This is a genomic window from Pelomonas sp. KK5 (assembly GCF_001984095.1).
GTDB lineage: Bacteria > Pseudomonadota > Gammaproteobacteria > Burkholderiales > Burkholderiaceae_C > KK5.
In genome coordinates this window covers 11716-28170 of the sequence record NZ_LYVQ01000069.1, presented here as the reverse complement: position 1 = coordinate 28170, position 16455 = coordinate 11716, and the positions used below count along the sequence as shown (strand labels likewise).

At 69.3% G+C, this 16455-nt stretch carries 16 protein-coding genes; 7 read left to right on the top strand and 9 right to left on the bottom strand.

The features are described 5' to 3' along the window. From B0W88_RS33605 to B0W88_RS13035, 7 genes are all read left to right on the top strand, one after another. Nucleotides 1-653: hypothetical protein (locus tag B0W88_RS33605; RefSeq protein WP_158080853.1), on the top strand; the 653-nt coding region annotated here is incomplete at its 5' end. 33 nt (nt 654-686) lie between these two features. Further along, the gene (locus B0W88_RS13060) at nt 687-971 is read left to right on the top strand and encodes an HPr-rel-A system PqqD family peptide chaperone (protein WP_077035094.1); all 285 of its coding nucleotides are present in this window, start codon (nt 687-689) and stop codon (nt 969-971) included. A gap of 14 nt (nt 972-985) precedes the next feature. Continuing rightward, the gene (locus B0W88_RS13055) at nt 986-1906 is read left to right on the top strand and encodes an HprK-related kinase A (RefSeq protein ID WP_077035093.1); all 921 of its coding nucleotides are present in this window, start codon (nt 986-988) and stop codon (nt 1904-1906) included. Between the two features lie 73 nt (nt 1907-1979). Then, complete coding sequence (locus B0W88_RS13050) at nt 1980-3089, top strand: nucleotidyltransferase family protein (RefSeq protein WP_144006747.1); 1110 nt, start codon at nt 1980-1982, stop codon at nt 3087-3089. A gap of 99 nt (nt 3090-3188) precedes the next feature. Then, nucleotides 3189-5054 (top strand): HAMP domain-containing sensor histidine kinase, encoded by a 1866-nt coding sequence (locus tag B0W88_RS13045; RefSeq protein ID WP_077035092.1) that lies wholly within the window; start codon nt 3189-3191, stop codon nt 5052-5054. Between the two features lie 11 nt (nt 5055-5065). After that, complete coding sequence (locus B0W88_RS13040) at nt 5066-5560, top strand: hypothetical protein (protein WP_077035091.1); 495 nt, start codon at nt 5066-5068, stop codon at nt 5558-5560. 27 nt (nt 5561-5587) lie between these two features. Beyond that, entirely contained in the window at nt 5588-6799 is a 1212-nt protein-coding gene (locus B0W88_RS13035; RefSeq protein WP_077035090.1) for an AGE family epimerase/isomerase, read from the top strand. A gap of 4 nt (nt 6800-6803) precedes the next feature. Here B0W88_RS13035 and B0W88_RS13030 read toward each other — a convergent pair whose 3' ends face one another. The 9 genes from B0W88_RS13030 to glpD form a co-directional block, all read right to left on the bottom strand. Continuing rightward, nucleotides 6804-7640 carry a PEP-CTERM sorting domain-containing protein gene (locus B0W88_RS13030; protein WP_144006745.1) on the bottom strand — a complete coding sequence of 279 codons (837 nt, stop codon included), beginning with the start codon at nt 7638-7640 and terminating at the stop codon, nt 6804-6806. A 17-nt stretch (nt 7641-7657) separates the two neighbouring features. Then, nucleotides 7658-8521 (bottom strand): PEP-CTERM sorting domain-containing protein, encoded by an 864-nt coding sequence (locus B0W88_RS13025; protein ID WP_083748765.1) that lies wholly within the window; start codon nt 8519-8521, stop codon nt 7658-7660. A gap of 288 nt (nt 8522-8809) precedes the next feature. Then, entirely contained in the window at nt 8810-10543 is a 1734-nt protein-coding gene (locus B0W88_RS13020; protein ID WP_077035087.1) for an ABC transporter substrate-binding protein, read from the bottom strand. Between the two features lie 107 nt (nt 10544-10650). Continuing rightward, nucleotides 10651-10959, bottom strand: coding sequence for a DUF2160 domain-containing protein (locus B0W88_RS13015; RefSeq protein ID WP_077035086.1), 309 nt, complete (start codon nt 10957-10959; stop codon nt 10651-10653). After that, a complete protein-coding gene (locus B0W88_RS13010; RefSeq protein WP_077035085.1) occupies nt 10959-11774 on the bottom strand; it encodes a carbohydrate ABC transporter permease in 816 nt (271 codons plus the stop codon). Before B0W88_RS13010 ends, B0W88_RS13015 begins: the two co-directional genes overlap by 1 nt. Continuing rightward, entirely contained in the window at nt 11767-12654 is an 888-nt protein-coding gene (locus B0W88_RS13005; protein ID WP_077035084.1) for a carbohydrate ABC transporter permease, read from the bottom strand. Before B0W88_RS13005 ends, B0W88_RS13010 begins: the two co-directional genes overlap by 8 nt. Further along, nucleotides 12651-13745 carry an ABC transporter ATP-binding protein gene (locus tag B0W88_RS13000; RefSeq protein ID WP_077035083.1) on the bottom strand — a complete coding sequence of 365 codons (1095 nt, stop codon included), beginning with the start codon at nt 13743-13745 and terminating at the stop codon, nt 12651-12653. Before B0W88_RS13000 ends, B0W88_RS13005 begins: the two co-directional genes overlap by 4 nt. Beyond that, nucleotides 13745-14812: an ABC transporter ATP-binding protein gene (locus tag B0W88_RS12995; RefSeq protein WP_077035082.1), complete on the bottom strand. Its 1068-nt coding sequence runs from the start codon at nt 14810-14812 to the stop codon at nt 13745-13747. The genes B0W88_RS13000 and B0W88_RS12995 overlap by 1 nt, the downstream gene beginning before the upstream one ends. Beyond that, nucleotides 14803-16398, bottom strand: a complete 1596-nt coding sequence (gene glpD, locus B0W88_RS12990) for a glycerol-3-phosphate dehydrogenase (protein ID WP_077035081.1) — start codon at nt 16396-16398, stop codon at nt 14803-14805. The genes B0W88_RS12995 and glpD overlap by 10 nt, the downstream gene beginning before the upstream one ends. Between the last annotated feature and the right edge of the window lie 57 nt (nt 16399-16455).

Here is a 16455-nt window from a genome sequence, read left to right as displayed (position 1 = left end):
CCGCACCCCAGCAACCTTCCACCAACCGCCGCCGCCTGATCCAGCTGGGCGCCGGCTCCGTCCCGGTGGCGCTGACCCTGGCCAGCCGGCCGGTCTTCGCCGCCGGCCAGTGCAACACCACCTCGGCCTGGGGCTCCGCGATCCTGCGCAACGGCGTCGGCAGCGTCAAGGCGCGCGCCGCCGCGGCCCGCATCGACAACCCGGTCTGGTCGCTCTCCCAATTGCGCAACGACAGCGCCGGCATCGGCGTCGGCGGCGGCAACCCGCCCTGGGCCTGGATCTACCAGCAGCGCTACGGCGGTGCCGCGCTCGGCAAGAACCAGACGCCCAGCGACTATGCCCAGGCCACGCTGAAGATCTCCGACCTCTTCCCCGCCGGCATCAACGGCCAGACCGGCGGGCCGGATACGGTCTACGGCTACATCCACGCCCACAACAGCACGAGCAACTTCGTCACCAGCCTGCTGGTGGCCCGGCTCAACGCCCTGTACGCCGGCTCCGGCGCCAGCCTGTGCCTGGCAAGCTCGCCCAGCACCGACGTGCTCGCCGAGATGGCGCGCGGCACCTTCCAGCCGAGCAACGGCACCGGCGGCTTCTGGAGCAACAGCGACGTGCTTCAGTACCTGCTGGACAACAACTACGTCGTCGCCTGAGCCCGCCCCGGCCCCGGCCTGCTGCGATCGACCATGAAGTGGCGTGGCGCCAGCGCGGTGCCGGTCAGCACCCTGATGCGCGCATGGGACGGCGAGACCCAGGTGGTCTTCTTCGATCCGCACAGCGGCGACACCCATCTGCTGAGCAGCCTCTCGGGCCTGCTGCTGGAACTGACGGAGCAGCGCGATCAGGGCTTCGATGAACTGCTGGCCGCCGTCAACGAGCCGTCGGGCGCCGCACCGGGCGTGCTGCCCGACTCGCTGAGCGAGCACCTGCAGCGGCTCACCCGGCTCGGCCTGCTGCGCGAACGCGCCTGAGACGCCCATAGCCCATGCGCGTGATCGACCTGCCCCTCGAACTGCTGGACGCGCGGCTGCGCGGCGAGGGCCTGCGGCTGGCCATGCCGCCCTTCACGGCCTGCATCCGCACCGAACTGCCCGCGCTGGCGCCGCAGATCGCCGGCATGTACGGAGATTTCGAGCTGCTGGACGAGGGCGCCTTCTGCGATTTCCACGTGGCCCTGCTGCGCGGCCGCGGCCTGCGGCGCTGGCTGCGGCCGCAGGCGGAGTTCGCCGTCGACGGACGGCGCAGCTTCGTGCCCCTGCCGGCCGCCCAGGGCCTGGCGATGCTCGAATGGGGCCTCAACTGGTGCGTGGCCGCCCACGGCCACCAGTACCTGCTGATCCACGCCGCCGTGCTGGAGCGCCATGGCCGCGCGCTGCTGATGCCGGCGCCGCCCGGCTCGGGCAAGAGCACGCTGTGCGCCGCCCTGCTGCACCGCGGCTGGCGGCTGCTGTCCGACGAACTCGCCCTCCTGGACCCGGACACCGGCCTGCTCCACGGCATGGCCAGGCCGGTCAACCTGAAGAACGGCTCGATCGAGCTGATCCGGCGCTTCGAGCCCGCCGCCCGGCTCAGCGCCCCGATGCCCAACACCAGCAAGGGTGAAGTCGCGCTGATGCGCCCGCCCGCGGCCGCCGTGCTGCGCGCCCGCGAGCCCGCGCGGCCGGCCTGGATCGTGCTGCCGCGCTGGCGACCCGGTACACAGGCCGCCCGCTTCACGCCGCTGGAGAAAGCCGCCTGCTTCATGGCCGTGGCCGGGGAATCGTTCAACTACGACATCCACGGCCTGCGCGGTTTCGAGGCGATGGGCCGCCTGGTCGACAGTTGCCGCACGCTGGCGTTCGAGTACGAGCAGCTCGACCAGGCCGCCGACTGCTTCGCGGCGCTGGCCGAGCAGGAGGCGCCATGAGCGCCGCGCCGGGCCGCCCCAAGCAAGCGCGCTCCCGCCAGGCAGGACAGGCCGCAGGCCGAAGGGGGCAGCAGTGAGCCGGGCGCCGCTGCTGGTGCAGGTGCTGCTGGCGCCGGCGCTGAGCGAACGGCTGAGCCTCTCGCAATGGGACCTGCTGATCCGCCAGGCGCGGCGCGCCCAGCTGCTGGCCCGGCTGGCCCTGGCGCTGGAGGGCCACGGCGCGCCGCCGCAGGTGCGGCCCCACCTGGAGACCGCCCTGCTGCTGGCCCGGCGCCAGCAGGAAGCCACCGAGCGCGAGATCCTGCACCTGCGCCGCGCGCTGCGCGACATGCCGGTGGTGCTGCTCAAGGGCGCGGCCTACCTGGCCGCCGGCCTCGGCTGCGCCGAGGGGCGCACCTTCGCCGACGTGGACATCCTCGTTCCCCACGCCCGCCTGGCCGAGGCCGAGCGGGCCCTGATGATCCAGGGCTGGGCCTACGGCGAGCTGGACGCCTACGACAGCCGCTACTACCGCCAGTGGATGCACGAGCTGCCGCCGCTGACCCACAGCCGCCGCGGCAGCGCGCTGGACGTGCACCACACGATCCTGCCGCCGACCGCCCGCATCAAGCTCGACACCGGCCTGCTGTTCGAGCGCCTGCAGCCGCTCGCCGGCGCCGCGCCGGGCCTGGGCCGGCTGTTCGTGCTGGCGCCCACCGACATGCTGCTGCATGCCGCCACCCATCTGTTCCACGAAGGCGAGTTCGACAACGCGCTGCGCGACCTGTTCGACCTCGACGCCCTGCTGCGCGAATTCGCCGCCACCGTGCCCGGCTTCTGGACGCTGCTGCTGAAGCGGGCCGAGCGCATCGGACTGCAGCGGCCGCTGCACCATGCGCTGCGCTACGCCCGCCGTCTGCTGGGAACGCCGGTGCCGGCGGCCGTGCTGGCGATGCTGCGGCGGCAGCCCCAGGCCGCGCCGCCGCGCCCGGTGCAGGCGCTGCTGGATGCCTGCTATCACCGGGCATTGCGCCCCCGCCATGCCAGCTGCGAGCTGCCCGGCAGCGGCGCCGCGCTGGCCGCGCTGTACCTGCGCTCGCACTGGCTGCGCATGCCCCCGCTGCTGCTGCTGCAGCACCTGGGCCGCAAGCAGCTCAAGCGCTGGCGGGGCGCTGGCGAGACCGTCCCGGCCGCAGGAACCTGAAACCTCACGCGTGGCGCTGCATACTGGCGGTGCCTGCGCATTCACATCGACTGAGCCACCAAACAAGCACGCAGGCCGCCCAGGGAGGGAGCCGCGCGCATGGAAATCGCCGATGTACGCCAGGCCAACGGCGCCGCCGTGCGCCGCCGGCGCTTGCGCCAGGCCTTGCTGGTGTCGCCGCTGCTGATCGGCAACGTCCTGCTGCTGGCCCTGTGCCTGCTGGGCTTCCAGGTGCTCTCCTCGACGCGGGCCTATGTGGGCGGCGAGAGCTTCTGGTCCAAGGGCCGCGCACTGGCGATCCAGCACCTGCGCGCCTATGCAGCTACCGGCGTGCCCGACGAGTTGCAGGCCTTCGAGTCCGCGCTGGCCGTTCCGCTGGGCGACCGCCAGGCCCGCCTGGCGCTGGAGCAGCCGGTGCCCGATCTGGACCGGGCGCGGCGCGGCTTCGAGCAGGGCGGCCTCTCGCCGGAGGACATCCCGGCCGCGATCCGGCTGTACCGCTGCTGCGGCGAGACCCCGCTGATGGCCGAAGCGGTCGAGGCCTGGCGCACGGCCGACCAGCGCATCCTGATGCTGAAGGCGATCGCCGACGAGCTGCAGCAGCTGCACGAGTCGGTGCTGCCGGCCGACGCCCGCGCGGCCCGCTCGGCCGAGCTGCTGCGCTGGCTGGACCAGCTGGAAGCGGAGCTGCGCGGCTTCGAGCTGCGCTACAGCGACGCGCTGGGCCGGGCCTCGCGAGCGACCTTCTACCTGCTGTCCCTGCTGCTCGCGCTGTTCACCGCGCTGCTGTCGCTGACGCTCTTCCTGGTGGTGCGCCACTCGATGAAGCGCCAGAGCGCCTACGAGACCGAGCTGGAAGATGCCAACCAGCGCTGGACCCTGGCCGCCGCCGGTGACGGCCTGGGCCTGTTCGAGTGGCGGCTGCGCGGCGACACCGTCACCATGGATGCCAACGCGCTGGCCGTCTATGGCCTCGGAGCCGAGGCCGCGGGCCAGCCCATACCGCGGGCCCGACTCAGCGCCCTGGTCGACCCGGCGGACCAGCCCCAGATCCGCCTGGCGCTGGAGAAGGTCCAGCGCGACGCGGAGCTGTTCCGCCAGCGCTACCGCATCCATCCGCCGGGCGTGGCCGAGCGGCATGTGGAGATCGCCGCCGTGATGCGCGGCGAGCTGGACGCGGGCGACCGCCGCATGATCGGCATCGTGCGCGACGTCAGCGCCGGCGTGCGCCAGGAGCGCGCCGAACTGGACCGCGCCACCGCCCAGCGCGCCGCCGCGGCGCGGATGGAATTCCTCTCGCGCCTGAGCCACGAACTGCGCACGCCGCTGAACGCCGTGCTCGGCTTCTCCGACCTGCTGGCGCTGGACGGCGCCGAGCCCTTGAGCGAGCGCCAGCGCCAGCGCGTGCAGCTGATCGCCGACGCCGGCCGCCACCTGCTGCGCCTGGTGGACGACGTGCTGGACATCAGCCGCATCGACTCCGGCCGGCTCTCGATCGAACGGCGCCCCACGCCGCTGGCCCCGGTGCTGGCCAGCGCCGCCGCGCTCAGCTCCGCCGAGCGCGAGCAGTTCGCCGTGCGGCTGGAACTGCCCGAGCTGCCGCCGGCGCTGGCCGTCTGGGGCGATGCGCACCGGCTGGGCCAGGTGCTCACCAACCTGCTCAGCAACGGCTTCAAGTACAACCGCCCGGGCGGCACGGTGCGGGTGCAGGTGGCGGCCGAGGGCCCGCAGGTGCGCATCGAGGTCCACGACGAGGGCCCCGGCATCGGCGCCGAGGAAGTGCAGCACCTGTTCCAGGCCTTCAAGCGCCTGCCCGGCGCCGTGCACCGCAGCGGCACGGGGCTGGGCCTGACCATCGTCAAGCTGCTGGTGGAGCAGATGGGCGGCAGCGTCGAGGTGCGCAGCGCCATCGGCCAGGGATCGGTCTTCAGCGTCACGCTGGAGGCGGCGCCGGCGGGCGCGTAAGCTTGCCACCCATGCGACTGTTGCCAAGTCTCCTGCTGGCCCTGAGCGTGGCCGGATGCGCCTACCCGGGGCACGATGCGCGCCTGCTCGTCGGCGCTAGCACTGCCGCCGACATAACGAGTTACTACGGCGCACCCCGGCGCATCTGGGACGAACCCGATGGCGGCCACACCTACGAATACTCCAGCCAGCCCTTCGGCCAGAGCTGCTACATGGTCCACCTCGGCCCGGACGGACGGCTGCTGGGCATCGAGGACACGCTCAGCGCCGCGATGCGGCACCAGACCGTGTTTGCCGGCATGACGACGGAACAGGTCAGCCGCCGGCTCGGCCAGGAGCGCACCCGGCAGTTCTTCGCGCTGAGCGGCGAGGAGGTCTGGGACTGGAACGTCGAGCCCGATCCCGGCAGCAGCTACCGGCTGCGCTACAACGTCCACTTCAAGAACGGCATCGTCGTGCGGACCAGCCAGAGCATGGTGTTCCCCACGCGCTTCGGCATGGACTGAGCGGCAGAAGTCGCTACAGTCGCGGCCATGAATTTCCCCGACTTCCGCTCGCCCTCGACGCTGGACGCCCACATCCGGCACACGATGGACTTCTACCGCCCGCGCTGCGTGGACGCCTCGGGCGGCTTCTTCCACTTCTACCGCGACGACGGCAGCATCTACGACGCGACGAGCCGCCACCTCGTCAGCAGCACCCGCTTCGTCTTCAACTTCGCGATGGCCACCCGGCGCTGGGGCCACGACGACGACCGGCAGAAGATGATGCACGGCCTGGACTTCCTGCGCCGCGCGCACCGCGACACCAGCACCGGCGGCTATGCCTGGCTGCTGAAGTGGCAGGACGGCAAGGCCGAGGTGCTGGACGGCACGAACCACTGCTACGGCCTGGCCTTCGTGCTGCTGGCCTATTCGCATGCGCTGATGGCCGGCGTCACCGAGGCCCGCGTGTGGATCGAGGAGACCTTCGAGCTGATGGAGCAGCGCTTCTGGGAAGCGCAGCACGGCCTCTACGCCGACGAGGCCAGCGCCGACTGGGCAAGACTTGACCCCTACCGCGGCCAGAACGCCAACATGCACAGCTGCGAGGCGCTGCTGGCCGCTTTCGAGGCCACCGGCGACACCCGTTACCTGCACCGCGCCGAGACGCTCGCCCACAACATCACCGTGCGCCAGGCCGCGCTGGCCGGCGACCTGATCTGGGAGCACTACAAGAGCGACTGGTCGGTCGACTGGGACTACAACAAGGAAGACAAGACCAACATCTTCCGCCCCTGGGGCTACCAGCCCGGCCACCTGACCGAATGGGCCAAGCTGCTGCTGATCATGGAGCGGCACGGCGCGCAGCTGCAGCACGGCGCCGAGTGGCTGCTGCCGCGGGCGCGGGTGCTGTTCGACGTCGCGATGGAAGCCGCGTGGGATGCGGAGCACGGTGGCCTGTTCTACGGCTTCGGCCCGGACCGGGAGATCTGCGATTCCGACAAGTACTTCTGGGTCCAGGCCGAGAGCCTGGCCACGGCCGGGGTGCTGGCCGTGCGCACCGGCGACTCAAAGTACTGGGACGACTACGAGCGCCTGTGGCGCTACAGCTGGGCCCACATGATCGATCACGACCATGGCGCCTGGTACCGCATCCTGCGGGCCGACAACTCGAAGATCAGCGACGAGAAGAGCCCGGCGGGGAAGACGGACTATCACACGATGGGGGCGTGCTACGAGGTGCTCTCGGTGTTGGAGAAGTGAGCGTTCAGGCGCGGCGGCGCTTGACCGCTGCGCCGACGGCGGCCAGGCCCAGGGCCATCAGCGCATGGCCGCCAGGTTCGGGCACAGGGGCGAGCACGTCCGACACAAGAACGCCAGCCGTGACATCGAGCAGATAGGACCTGGCCACACTGTCGGGATTGCGCAGCGTCAGCGTGATGGTCCGGTCCGCTATGGCGGATGCGTAGGGATCCGACACGTCCTCCCAGAACGTATCACCGCCGTCGTTCAGCAGGAAGAAACTCGGGCCCGCGCTCATTTGCGCAAGGATGATCGCGTCGGACTTGTTCGTCGCAGGGTAGCCGTCGGTCAGAGGCCACGAGCCATCGGAGCCCGGACCTGACGCCGCGCCATCGACGACATAGCTGAACGTGACTACGGTGTTGGGGCTGAGCGTAAAGGCGCGGCTGAACTCGACCATCTGCCTGCCGCTGAAGCCGGAGACAACGGCCATGCTGGCCGACATCGACCCATCGGCGTCCGCGTTCGCCCGGCCCATGCCCAGCGGCGACGAGACACTGAGTCGAGGCAGCACGCCCCACATCGCGGAATCGGTGCTGGTATTCCAGTCGCCGACGACGTAGTTGGGGTTGTCGGTATCCCGGACCCAGCCACGTTGCTGCTGTTCATTGGAATAGATGGTCAGGGTCGGCGACGTGTCCCAGGTCAATCCGGCCGCCACGCCATCCTCGCCATCCAGGTCGTTCACGCTGAAGTTGAAAGCATTCAGCGTGACGCTGGCCTGCGTTTGCCCCGACGCAGTGCCCGCCAGGCTGCAGAGCAGCGCCACGACAGGAAGCAACAGTCGGCTCGTCGCGCTCATCCGGACCACCTCGCTGATCAACCGCGACGGCGCTTCGCGGCGGCCCCGATCACGGCCACCAGCCCCAAGGCCATCAACGCATAGCTGCCCGGCTCCGGCACCGGCGCTGCCGTCTCGCTGCTCCACACCCGCACGGCGATCGACAGGTCGTAGGTCTTCGCCACGCTGTCGGTGTTGCGCAGCGTGAGGGTCAGGGTCTGGCCGTCGAGGACGGTCTCATAGGCGCTCGTCGATCCGAACGAACCGCCCCAGCCCTCCCAGGTGTTGCTGGCGTTGCTGTTCAGCGAGTTGCTCACCGAACCCGCGGAGATGGTGCTGGAGAACTGTGCGCTCGAATGGTTGTCGCCGTAGGTCGCGCTCGGCGGCATCCACAGGCCTGCGGCGCTGTCGCCGCTGAGGCCGCCGTTCAGCACGTAGCTGAAGGTCACCTGGCTGCCCGGCGTCAGCGTGAAGTTGCGGTCGTAGCTGATGCCGGTGTTGTCCTGCAGGCCGGCCGTCACGCTGTCGCTGACGCTGAGCGCGTTCAGGACGCCACCCGCCGTCGCACCGCTGTACTGGGACAGGCCCTGTGCGGATCCGCCATTGAGCTGCAAGGTGCTCCAGGCCGAGGCGTAGGAGCTCTGCTGCCAGTCGGCCGACATCCAGCCGCCTGACTGCGCCCAGCCCTGCTGGGTCGAGCCGCTGCTGGAGCCGCTGACCGTGGCCGCGCCCACCCAGCTCAGCGCTGGGGTGACGGCATCGCCGGTGTTGAGATCCTTCAGCGTGTAGCCGAAGTCGCTCAGCGAGAGGCTGGCCTGCGTCACCGCGCCCGCGGGAACGACGAGCGCCGACAGCAGGGCCGCGGCGATGGTGGTGCGCAACATGGCGGCACGAACTTGCATGAAAGAGATCCTCCCTGAGCGGATTCCGAGCTGCGCGTCTTCTTTTCGCGCTCGTTACTTCTTGTAAAAACGGAGCCGAATATATCGATCGATATTGCGTGCAAAACTCCGCGATTTCCTGGCCACTCATTCGGGGGTCTCTCGGGAATGTCAGCTTGACTTGAGCGTTATGACCTGATCCTGGGGTCAGGTCTTGCGTAAAAGCGGATATGAACGCCGAGAAACGGCAAGGCCCTGCCCGTTTCCGGACAGGGCCTCGTCAAAAGGCAGGATGACCCGGGCGTGCGATCAGCGCACCTTGCCCGCCTTCCACGCGTTCAGCAGCGTGTCATAGGCGATGGTCTCGCCCTTGGGCTTCTCGTTGGCCAGCTTCTTCCAGGGCGCGCCCTTGTCGGTCAGCCACTTGTTCGGGTCGCCCTTGGGGTTCAGCTTGGGCGCGCAGTTGGCCATGCCGGCGCGCTGCAGGCGGCTCATCACCTGGTCCATCTCGTCGGCCAGGTTGTCCATGGCCTGCTGCGGGGTCTTCTCGCCGGTGACGGCCACGGCCACGTTCTTCCACCACAGCTGCGCGAGCTTCGGATAGTCGGGCACATTGGTGCCGGTCGGCGTCCAGGCCACGCGCGCGGGGCTGCGGTAGAACTCGATCAGGCCGCCGTACTTGGCCGCGTTCTTGGTGAAGTAGTCGCTGCGGATGTCGCTGTCGCGGATGAAGGTCAGGCCGACGATGCTCTTCTTCAGCGAGGTCGTCTTCGCGGTGATGAACTGCGCGTACAGCCAGGCCGCGGCCTTGCGGTTGGCATCCCCGTCCTTGAAGAAGGTCCAGGAGCCGACGTCCTGATAACCGTTCTGCATGCCCTGCTTCCAGTACGGGCCGTTGGGGCCCGGGGCCATGCGCCACTTGGGCGTGCCGTCGGCGTTGACGACCGGCAGGCCGGCCTTGGTCATGTCGGCGGTGAAGGCGGTGTACCAGAAGATCTGCTGCGCGATCTGGCCCTGCGCGGGCACCGGGCCGGCCTCGCCGAAGGTCATGCCGGTGGCTTCCTTGGGCGCGTACTTCTTCATCCAGTCCACGTACTTGGTCAGCGCGTAGACGGCAGCCGGCGAGTTGGTGGCGCCGCCGCGCGAGACGCTGGCGCCGACCGGCGCGCACTTCTTGTCGTCCACGCGGATGCCCCACTCGTCCACCGGCAGGCCGTTGGGGATGCCCACGTCCGCGGTGCCGGCCATCGACAGCCAGGCGTCGGTGAAGCGCCAGCCCAGCGACGGGTCCTTCTTGCCGTAGTCCATGTGGCCGTAGATCGGCTTGCCGTCGATGGTCTTCACGTCGTTGGTGAAGAACTCGGCGATGTCCTCATACGCGCTCCAGTTCAGCGGCACGCCCAGCTCGTAGCCGTACTTGGCCTTGAACTTGTCCTGCAGCTCCTTCTTGGCGAACAGGTCGGCGCGGAACCAGTAGAGGTTGGCAAACTGCTGGTCGGGCAGCTGGTAGAGCTTGCCGTCGGGCGCGGTGGTGAAGCTGGTACCGATGAAGTCCTTGATGTCCAGGCCCGGGTTGGTGAACTCCTTGCCCGCACCGGCCATGTAGTCGGTGAGGTTCATGATCTTGCCGTAGCGCCAGTGGGTGCCGATCAGGTCGGAGTCGCTGATCCAGCCGTCGTAGATGGACTTGCCGGACTGCATGGAGGTCTGCAGTTTCTCGACGACGTCGCCCTCCTGGATGATGTCGTGCTTGACCTTGATGCCGGTGATCTCCTCGAAGGCCTTGGCCAGGGTCTTCGACTCGTACTCATGCGTGGTGATCGTCTCCGAGACCACCGAGATCTCCTTGACGCCCTTGGCCTGCAGCTTCTTGGCGGCGTCGATGAACCATTTCATCTCGGCCAGCTGCTGGTCCTTGTTGAGCGTGGACGGCTGGAATTCGCTGTCGATCCACTTCTTCGCCGCGGCCTCGTCGGCCCAGGCGGACTGGCTACCGGCCACGGCGCAGGCGGCGGCCAATGCGATGGCATGCATCTTCTTCATCTGCGTGTCTCCTTGTTGATCAGCTGGTTCGCTTCCCCGCACTTCTCTGAGAGGGAGGACCACGGCCGCGGGGAAGCGCTGGGCCGGATTCCCGTGGAACTAACCCGTTATCCCTTGGCCATGATCAGCAGCAGCACCACGGCCGACAGCGCCGAGCCCCACCAGATGCTGGGCTCCTCCTCCAGGTGCAGCCATTCCTGCAGCCGCCCGGCGATGCCGATGAAGGCGAGATTGATGTAGGCGGCGCTCAGCAGGCCGACGAAGAGCCGGTCGCCGCGCGTGGTCTTCATCGGCAGGAAGCCCTTGCGCAGCACGGTGGGCGCGCGCAGCTCCCACAGCGTCATCACGGCCAGCATCAGCGCGATGCAGCCGAAGAACACGGCCACCGGGGTGGTCCAGACCATCCAGTCGAGCATCACACTCTCCCCATTGCAAAGCCCTTGGCGATGTAGTGCCGCACGAACCAGATCACGATCGCGCCCGGCACGATCGTCAACACGCCGGCCGCGGCCAGCGTGGCCCAGTCCATGCCGGCGGCGCTGACGGTGCGCGTCATCGTCGCGACGATCGGCTTGGCGTTGACGCTGGTCAGCGTGCGCGCCAGCAGCAGCTCCACCCACGAGAACATGAAGCAGAAGAACGCGGCCACGCCGACGCCCGCCTTGATCAGCGGCAGGAAGATCGTCAGGAAGAAGCGCGGGAAGCTGTAGCCGTCGATGTAGGCGGTCTCGTCTATTTCTCGAGGCACGCCGCTCATGAAGCCTTCCAGGATCCACACCGCCAGCGGCACGTTGAACACCAGGTGGGCCAGCGCCACGCCCAGGTGCGTGTCCATCAGGCCCACCGTCGAGTAGAGCTGGAAGAAGGGCAGCAGGAAGACCGCCGGCGGCGTCATCCGGTTGGTCAGCAGCCAGAAGAACACGTGCTTGTCGCCGAGGAAGCTCCAGCGGCTGAAGGCATAGGCCGCCGGCAATGCCACGGTGATCGAGATCGCCATGTTGATGGCAACGTAGATCAGGCTGTTGATATAGCCCGAGTACCAGGACTCGTCGGTGAAGATGGTGCGGTAGTTGGCCCAGGTGAAGTGCTGCGGCAGGATGCTGAAGTGGGCGACGATCTCCTCATTGGTCTTGAAGCTCATGTTGACCATCCAGTAGATGGGCAGCAGCGCGAAGACCAGGTACAGCGCGAGGAAGAGGCTGCGCTTCTTGAAGCGGCGCGATTCATCCATGAGCGGCCTCCGTCTTGTCGGTTGTGCCGAGCGCCTGCATCCCGTTGTAGAGGATGAAGCACAGCAGCAGGATGATCAGGAAATAGATCAGCGAGAAGGCGGCCGCCGGGCCCAGGTCGAACTGGCCGACCGCCTTCTGCGTCAGGAACTGGCTGAGGAAGGTGGTCGCGTTGCCGGGGCCGCCGCCGGTCAGCACGAAGGGCTCGGTGTAGATCATGAAGCTGTCCATGAAGCGCAGCAGCACCGCGATCATCAGCACGCCGCGCATCTTGGGCAGCTGGATGTAGCGGAACACCGCGAACTTGCTGGCCCCGTCGATGCGCGCGGCCTGGTAGTAGGCATCGGGGATCGCGCGCAGGCCGGCGTAGCCGAGCAGGGCCACCAGCGGCGTCCAGTGCCAGACGTCCATCACCAGCACGGTGAGCCAGGCGTCCGTCGCGTTGCCGGTGTAGTTGTAGTCCACGCCCATCGCGCTGAGCGACGCGCCGAGCAGGCCGATGTCCGCGCGGCCGTAGATCTGCCAGATCGTGCCGACCACGTTCCACGGGATCAGCAACGACAGCGCCACGATCACCAGCACCGCCGAGGCCTTCCAGCCCTCCGCGGGCATCGACAGCGCCAGCAGCACGCCCAGCGGGATCTCCACCAGCAGCACCGCCAGCGAGAAGCCCAGCTGCCGCAGCAGCGCCTCGTGCAACTCCGGGTCGCGCATCACCGAGGCGAACCATTCGGTGCCGACGAAGACGCGGCGCTCCGGGTCGATGATGTCCTGCACCGAGTAGTTGACCACCGTCATCAGCGGCAGGATGGCCGAGAAGGCCACGCAGACCAGCACCGGCAGGATCATCAGCCAGGCCTTTTGATTCACGGGCTTGTTCATGCCTGACGGCCCTCCACGATCAGGCGCTCGTCGGCGCCGTAGAAGCAGGTGTGCGTGCCCAGCAGTTGCAGGCCGACCTCGCCGCCCTCGGCGGGCGGCACGGCATCGGCCGGCAGGCGCAGGCGCACCGTGTGTTCGTCCACCGTCGCATTGACGAGCCAGTAGGTGCCCACGTCCTGCACCCGCGCGGCGGTGGCGCGCAGCGTGTTCGGCGTGCCGGGCGGCAACAGCGTCACGTACTCGGGGCGCACGCCCAGCGTCAGCGCGTCATGGCCCGCGAGCCGCGCTTCATCGAGGGCCAGGTCTTGCCCTGCCACCGTCAGCACGCCGCCTCGCCAGCGCGCCGGCAGGAAATTCATCCCCGGCGAGCCGATGAAATGCCCGACGAAGCGGTGCTGCGGCCGCTCGAACAGCTCCGCCGCCGTGCCCACCTGCACCGCCCGGCCCTGGCTCATCACCACCGTGCGGTCGGCGAAGGTCAGCGCCTCCACCTGGTCGTGGGTGACGTAGATCAGCGTCAGCTTCAACTCGTGGTGGATCTGCTTGAGCTTGCGGCGCAGCTGCCACTTCAGGTGCGGGTCGATCACGGTCAGCGGCTCGTCGAACAGCACCGCCGACACGTCCTCCCGCACCAGGCCGCGGCCCAGCGAGATCTTCTGCTTGGCATCGGCCGCCAGGTTGGCGGCGCGCTGGTTCAGCTGGCCGCTCAGCTCCAGCATCTCGGCGATACGGCCGACGCGGGCCTTGATCCGCTCGGCCGGCAGGCCGCGGTTCTTCAAGGGGAAGGCCAGGTTCTCGGCCACCGTCATCGTGTCGTAGATGACCGGGAACTGGAACACCTGGGCGATGTTGCGGCTCTGCGGGGACAGCGCGGTGACGTTCCTGCCGTCGAAGCTCACGCCGCCATGCGAGGGCTGGACCAGGCCCGAGATGATGTTGAGCATCGTCGTCTTGCCGCAGCCCGAGGGGCCCAGCAGCGCGTAGGCGCCGCCGTCCTCGAACGTCATCTTCAGGGGCAGCAGCGCGTAGTCGCTGTCCTGCTGCGGATCGGGGCGATAGCTGTGGGCGAGGTCGAGGTCGATGCGGGCCATCAGCGGTCTCCCGGGGCGAGCAGGAGCGCGCCGTTGGCATCGAACACATGGACATGGGCGGCGTTGAGATACAGCGTCACGCGGCTGCCCAGCGCCAGCTCGTGCACGCCGCCCAGCTGCGCGACCAGCGGGCCGACGATCGTGCGCGCATGCACATACGTGTCCGAGCCCGAGATCTCGGCCAGCTCCACCTCGCCGCTCAGCGCCAGGTCGTCCTCGCGCCGCGCCTGCAGCTGCAGCGCCGAGGCGCGCACGCCCACCGTCACCGCGCCGGCCGCCGTGCGCAGCGGCAGCGCAAGACCTGGCCCCAGGTCGATCGCCTCGCCGCGGGCCTGGGCCGGCAGCAGGTTCATCGGCGGGTCGCTGAAGGCCCGCGCCACGCGCAGCGAGGCAGGGCGGTGGAAGACCTCGGCGGTCGGTCCGTACTGCAGCAGCTCGCCGGCGTCCATCACCGCGGTGTAGCCGCCCAGCAGCAGCGCCTCCGCCGGCTCGGTGGTGGCATAGACCACGGTCGCGTCGCCGGCGGCGAAGAGCTGGCTCAGCTCCTCGCGCAGTTCCTCGCGCAGCTTGTAGTCCAGGTTCACCAGCGGCTCGTCCAGCAGCATCAGCGGCGCGCCCTTGGCCAGCGCGCGGGCCAGGGCCACGCGCTGCTGCTGGCCGCCACTCAGCTGGGCCGGCAGCTTCGTCAGGTGCATCTCGATGTGCAGCTTGCGGGCCAGCGCCTCGACCTGGGCGCGAATGGCTGCCGCATCGAGATCGCCGCGCAGCTTCAGCGGCGAGGCGATGTTGTCGAACACCGTCATCGACGGGTAGTTGATGAACTGCTGGTAGACCATCGACACCTTGCGCTGGCGCACCGGCACGCCGGTCACGTCCACGCCGTCCACCGCCACGCGGCCGGCGCTGGGCCGGTCCAGCCCGGCCATCAGCCGCATCAGGCTGGTCTTGCCGGCCTGGGTGGCGCCCAGCAGCACGGTCACCGCCCCGCTGACCAGCCGCAGGTCCAGCGGGTACAGGTGCTCGGCGGCCCCGACCCGGTAGCTGATGCCTTCCATCGTCAACTGCATGAATTCGTCTCTTCCTTGTTCTGGAACCAGTCCTCGACCGCCTGCCGCTGGGCCTCGCTGTAGTGCAGGCCCAGCTTCGATCGGCGCCACAGCACGTCTCCCGCGCCGCAGGCCCATTCCTCGCGCACCAGGTAGCGCAGCTCGGCCTCGTGCAGGCCCGGCGCCACCTCGGCGCCCAGGCCGGCCAGCGCGGTGGCGTTGCCGATCACCCGCTCGATGCGGCTGCCATAGGCGCGGGCCAGGCGCAGCGCCAGCGCCGGCGGCAGCCAGGGGTGGCGCTGGGCGATGGCGCGCAGCAGGCGCGCGAAATCCGCATCGGGCCGCTCGGGCGCGCCGATCCAGCCGCGCAGGTCGCCGCCGGGCAGCAGGGCCTGCTCGGTCCAGGCGGCACGGGTCTCGCCAAGCAGCTGGCCGATCAGCTCGGCCGCGTCCTCGGCCAGCTTGCGGAAGGTGGTGATCTTGCCGCCCCAGACGCTCAGCAGCGGCGCGCCGCCCTCGGCGTGGGTCTCCAGCAGGTAGTCGCGCGTGACGGCCGACGGGTCGCCCGAGGCATCGTCCAGCAGCGGCCGCACGCCGGCATAACTCCACACCACATCGGAACGGGTGACCGGCTGCTCGAAGTAGCGGCTGGCCTGTTCGCAGAGGTAGTCCACCTCTTCCTCGTCGATATGGGCTGGACCGTCCAGCGCCGCGTCGGGCAGTTCGAGATCGGTGGTGCCGATCAGCGTGAACTCGCCCTCGAAGGGGATGGCGAAGATGATGCGCTTGTCGGGGTTCTGGAAGATGTAGGCATGGTCGTGCTCGAAGCGGCGCGTCACGACGATGTGGCTGCCCTTCACCAGGCGCAGGCTCTTGGTGGCGAGCAGCTCGCCGCCGGCCGGACGGGCCACGCCGCGCAGAAAGGCCTCGGCCCAGGGACCGGCGGCGTTGACCAGCGCCCGGGCCCGCACGCGGCGCTCGCCCTGCGGCGTGGCGATGGTGGCGGCCCATCCGTCGGCATCGCGCTGGGCCAGCGTGACCGTGCTGCGCGTGAGCACCTCGGCGCCCTTGCTCTGCGCATCGAGCGCGTTGAGCACGACCAGCCGCGCATCGTCCACCCAGCCGTCCGAATAGACGAAGCCCCGCGTGTAGCGCGCCTTCAGCGGCCGGCCGTAGGGCGAGTCGCGCAGCTCGATGCCGGCCGAGCCGGGCAGCACCTCGCGGCGGGCCAGGTGGTCGTAGAGGAAGAGGCCGATGCGCACCATCCAGGCCGGGCGCATCGCCGCGTCGTGCGGCATCACGAAGCGCAGCGGGCGGATGATGTGCGGGGCGCTCCTGAGCAGCACCTCGCGCTCCTGCAGCGCCTTGCGCACCAGCGAGAACTCGTAGTACTCCAGGTAGCGCAGGCCGCCGTGGATCAGCTTGGTGGACGAGGACGAGGTGTGCGCGGCGAGGTCGTCGCGCTCGGCCAGCAGCACGCGCCAGCCGCGGCCGGCGAGGTCGCGGGCGATGCCGGCGCCGTTGATGCCGCCGCCCACGACGAGCACGTCCAGCGCTTCGCTGGACGCGGCGCTTGCGGTCGCGTCGGGGGCTCGATCGTCTCTCACCTGGGTGGGTCTCCTGCGGACGGAATGTGGCGCGTTTGTGTTCTTCTTTTTTCTTTT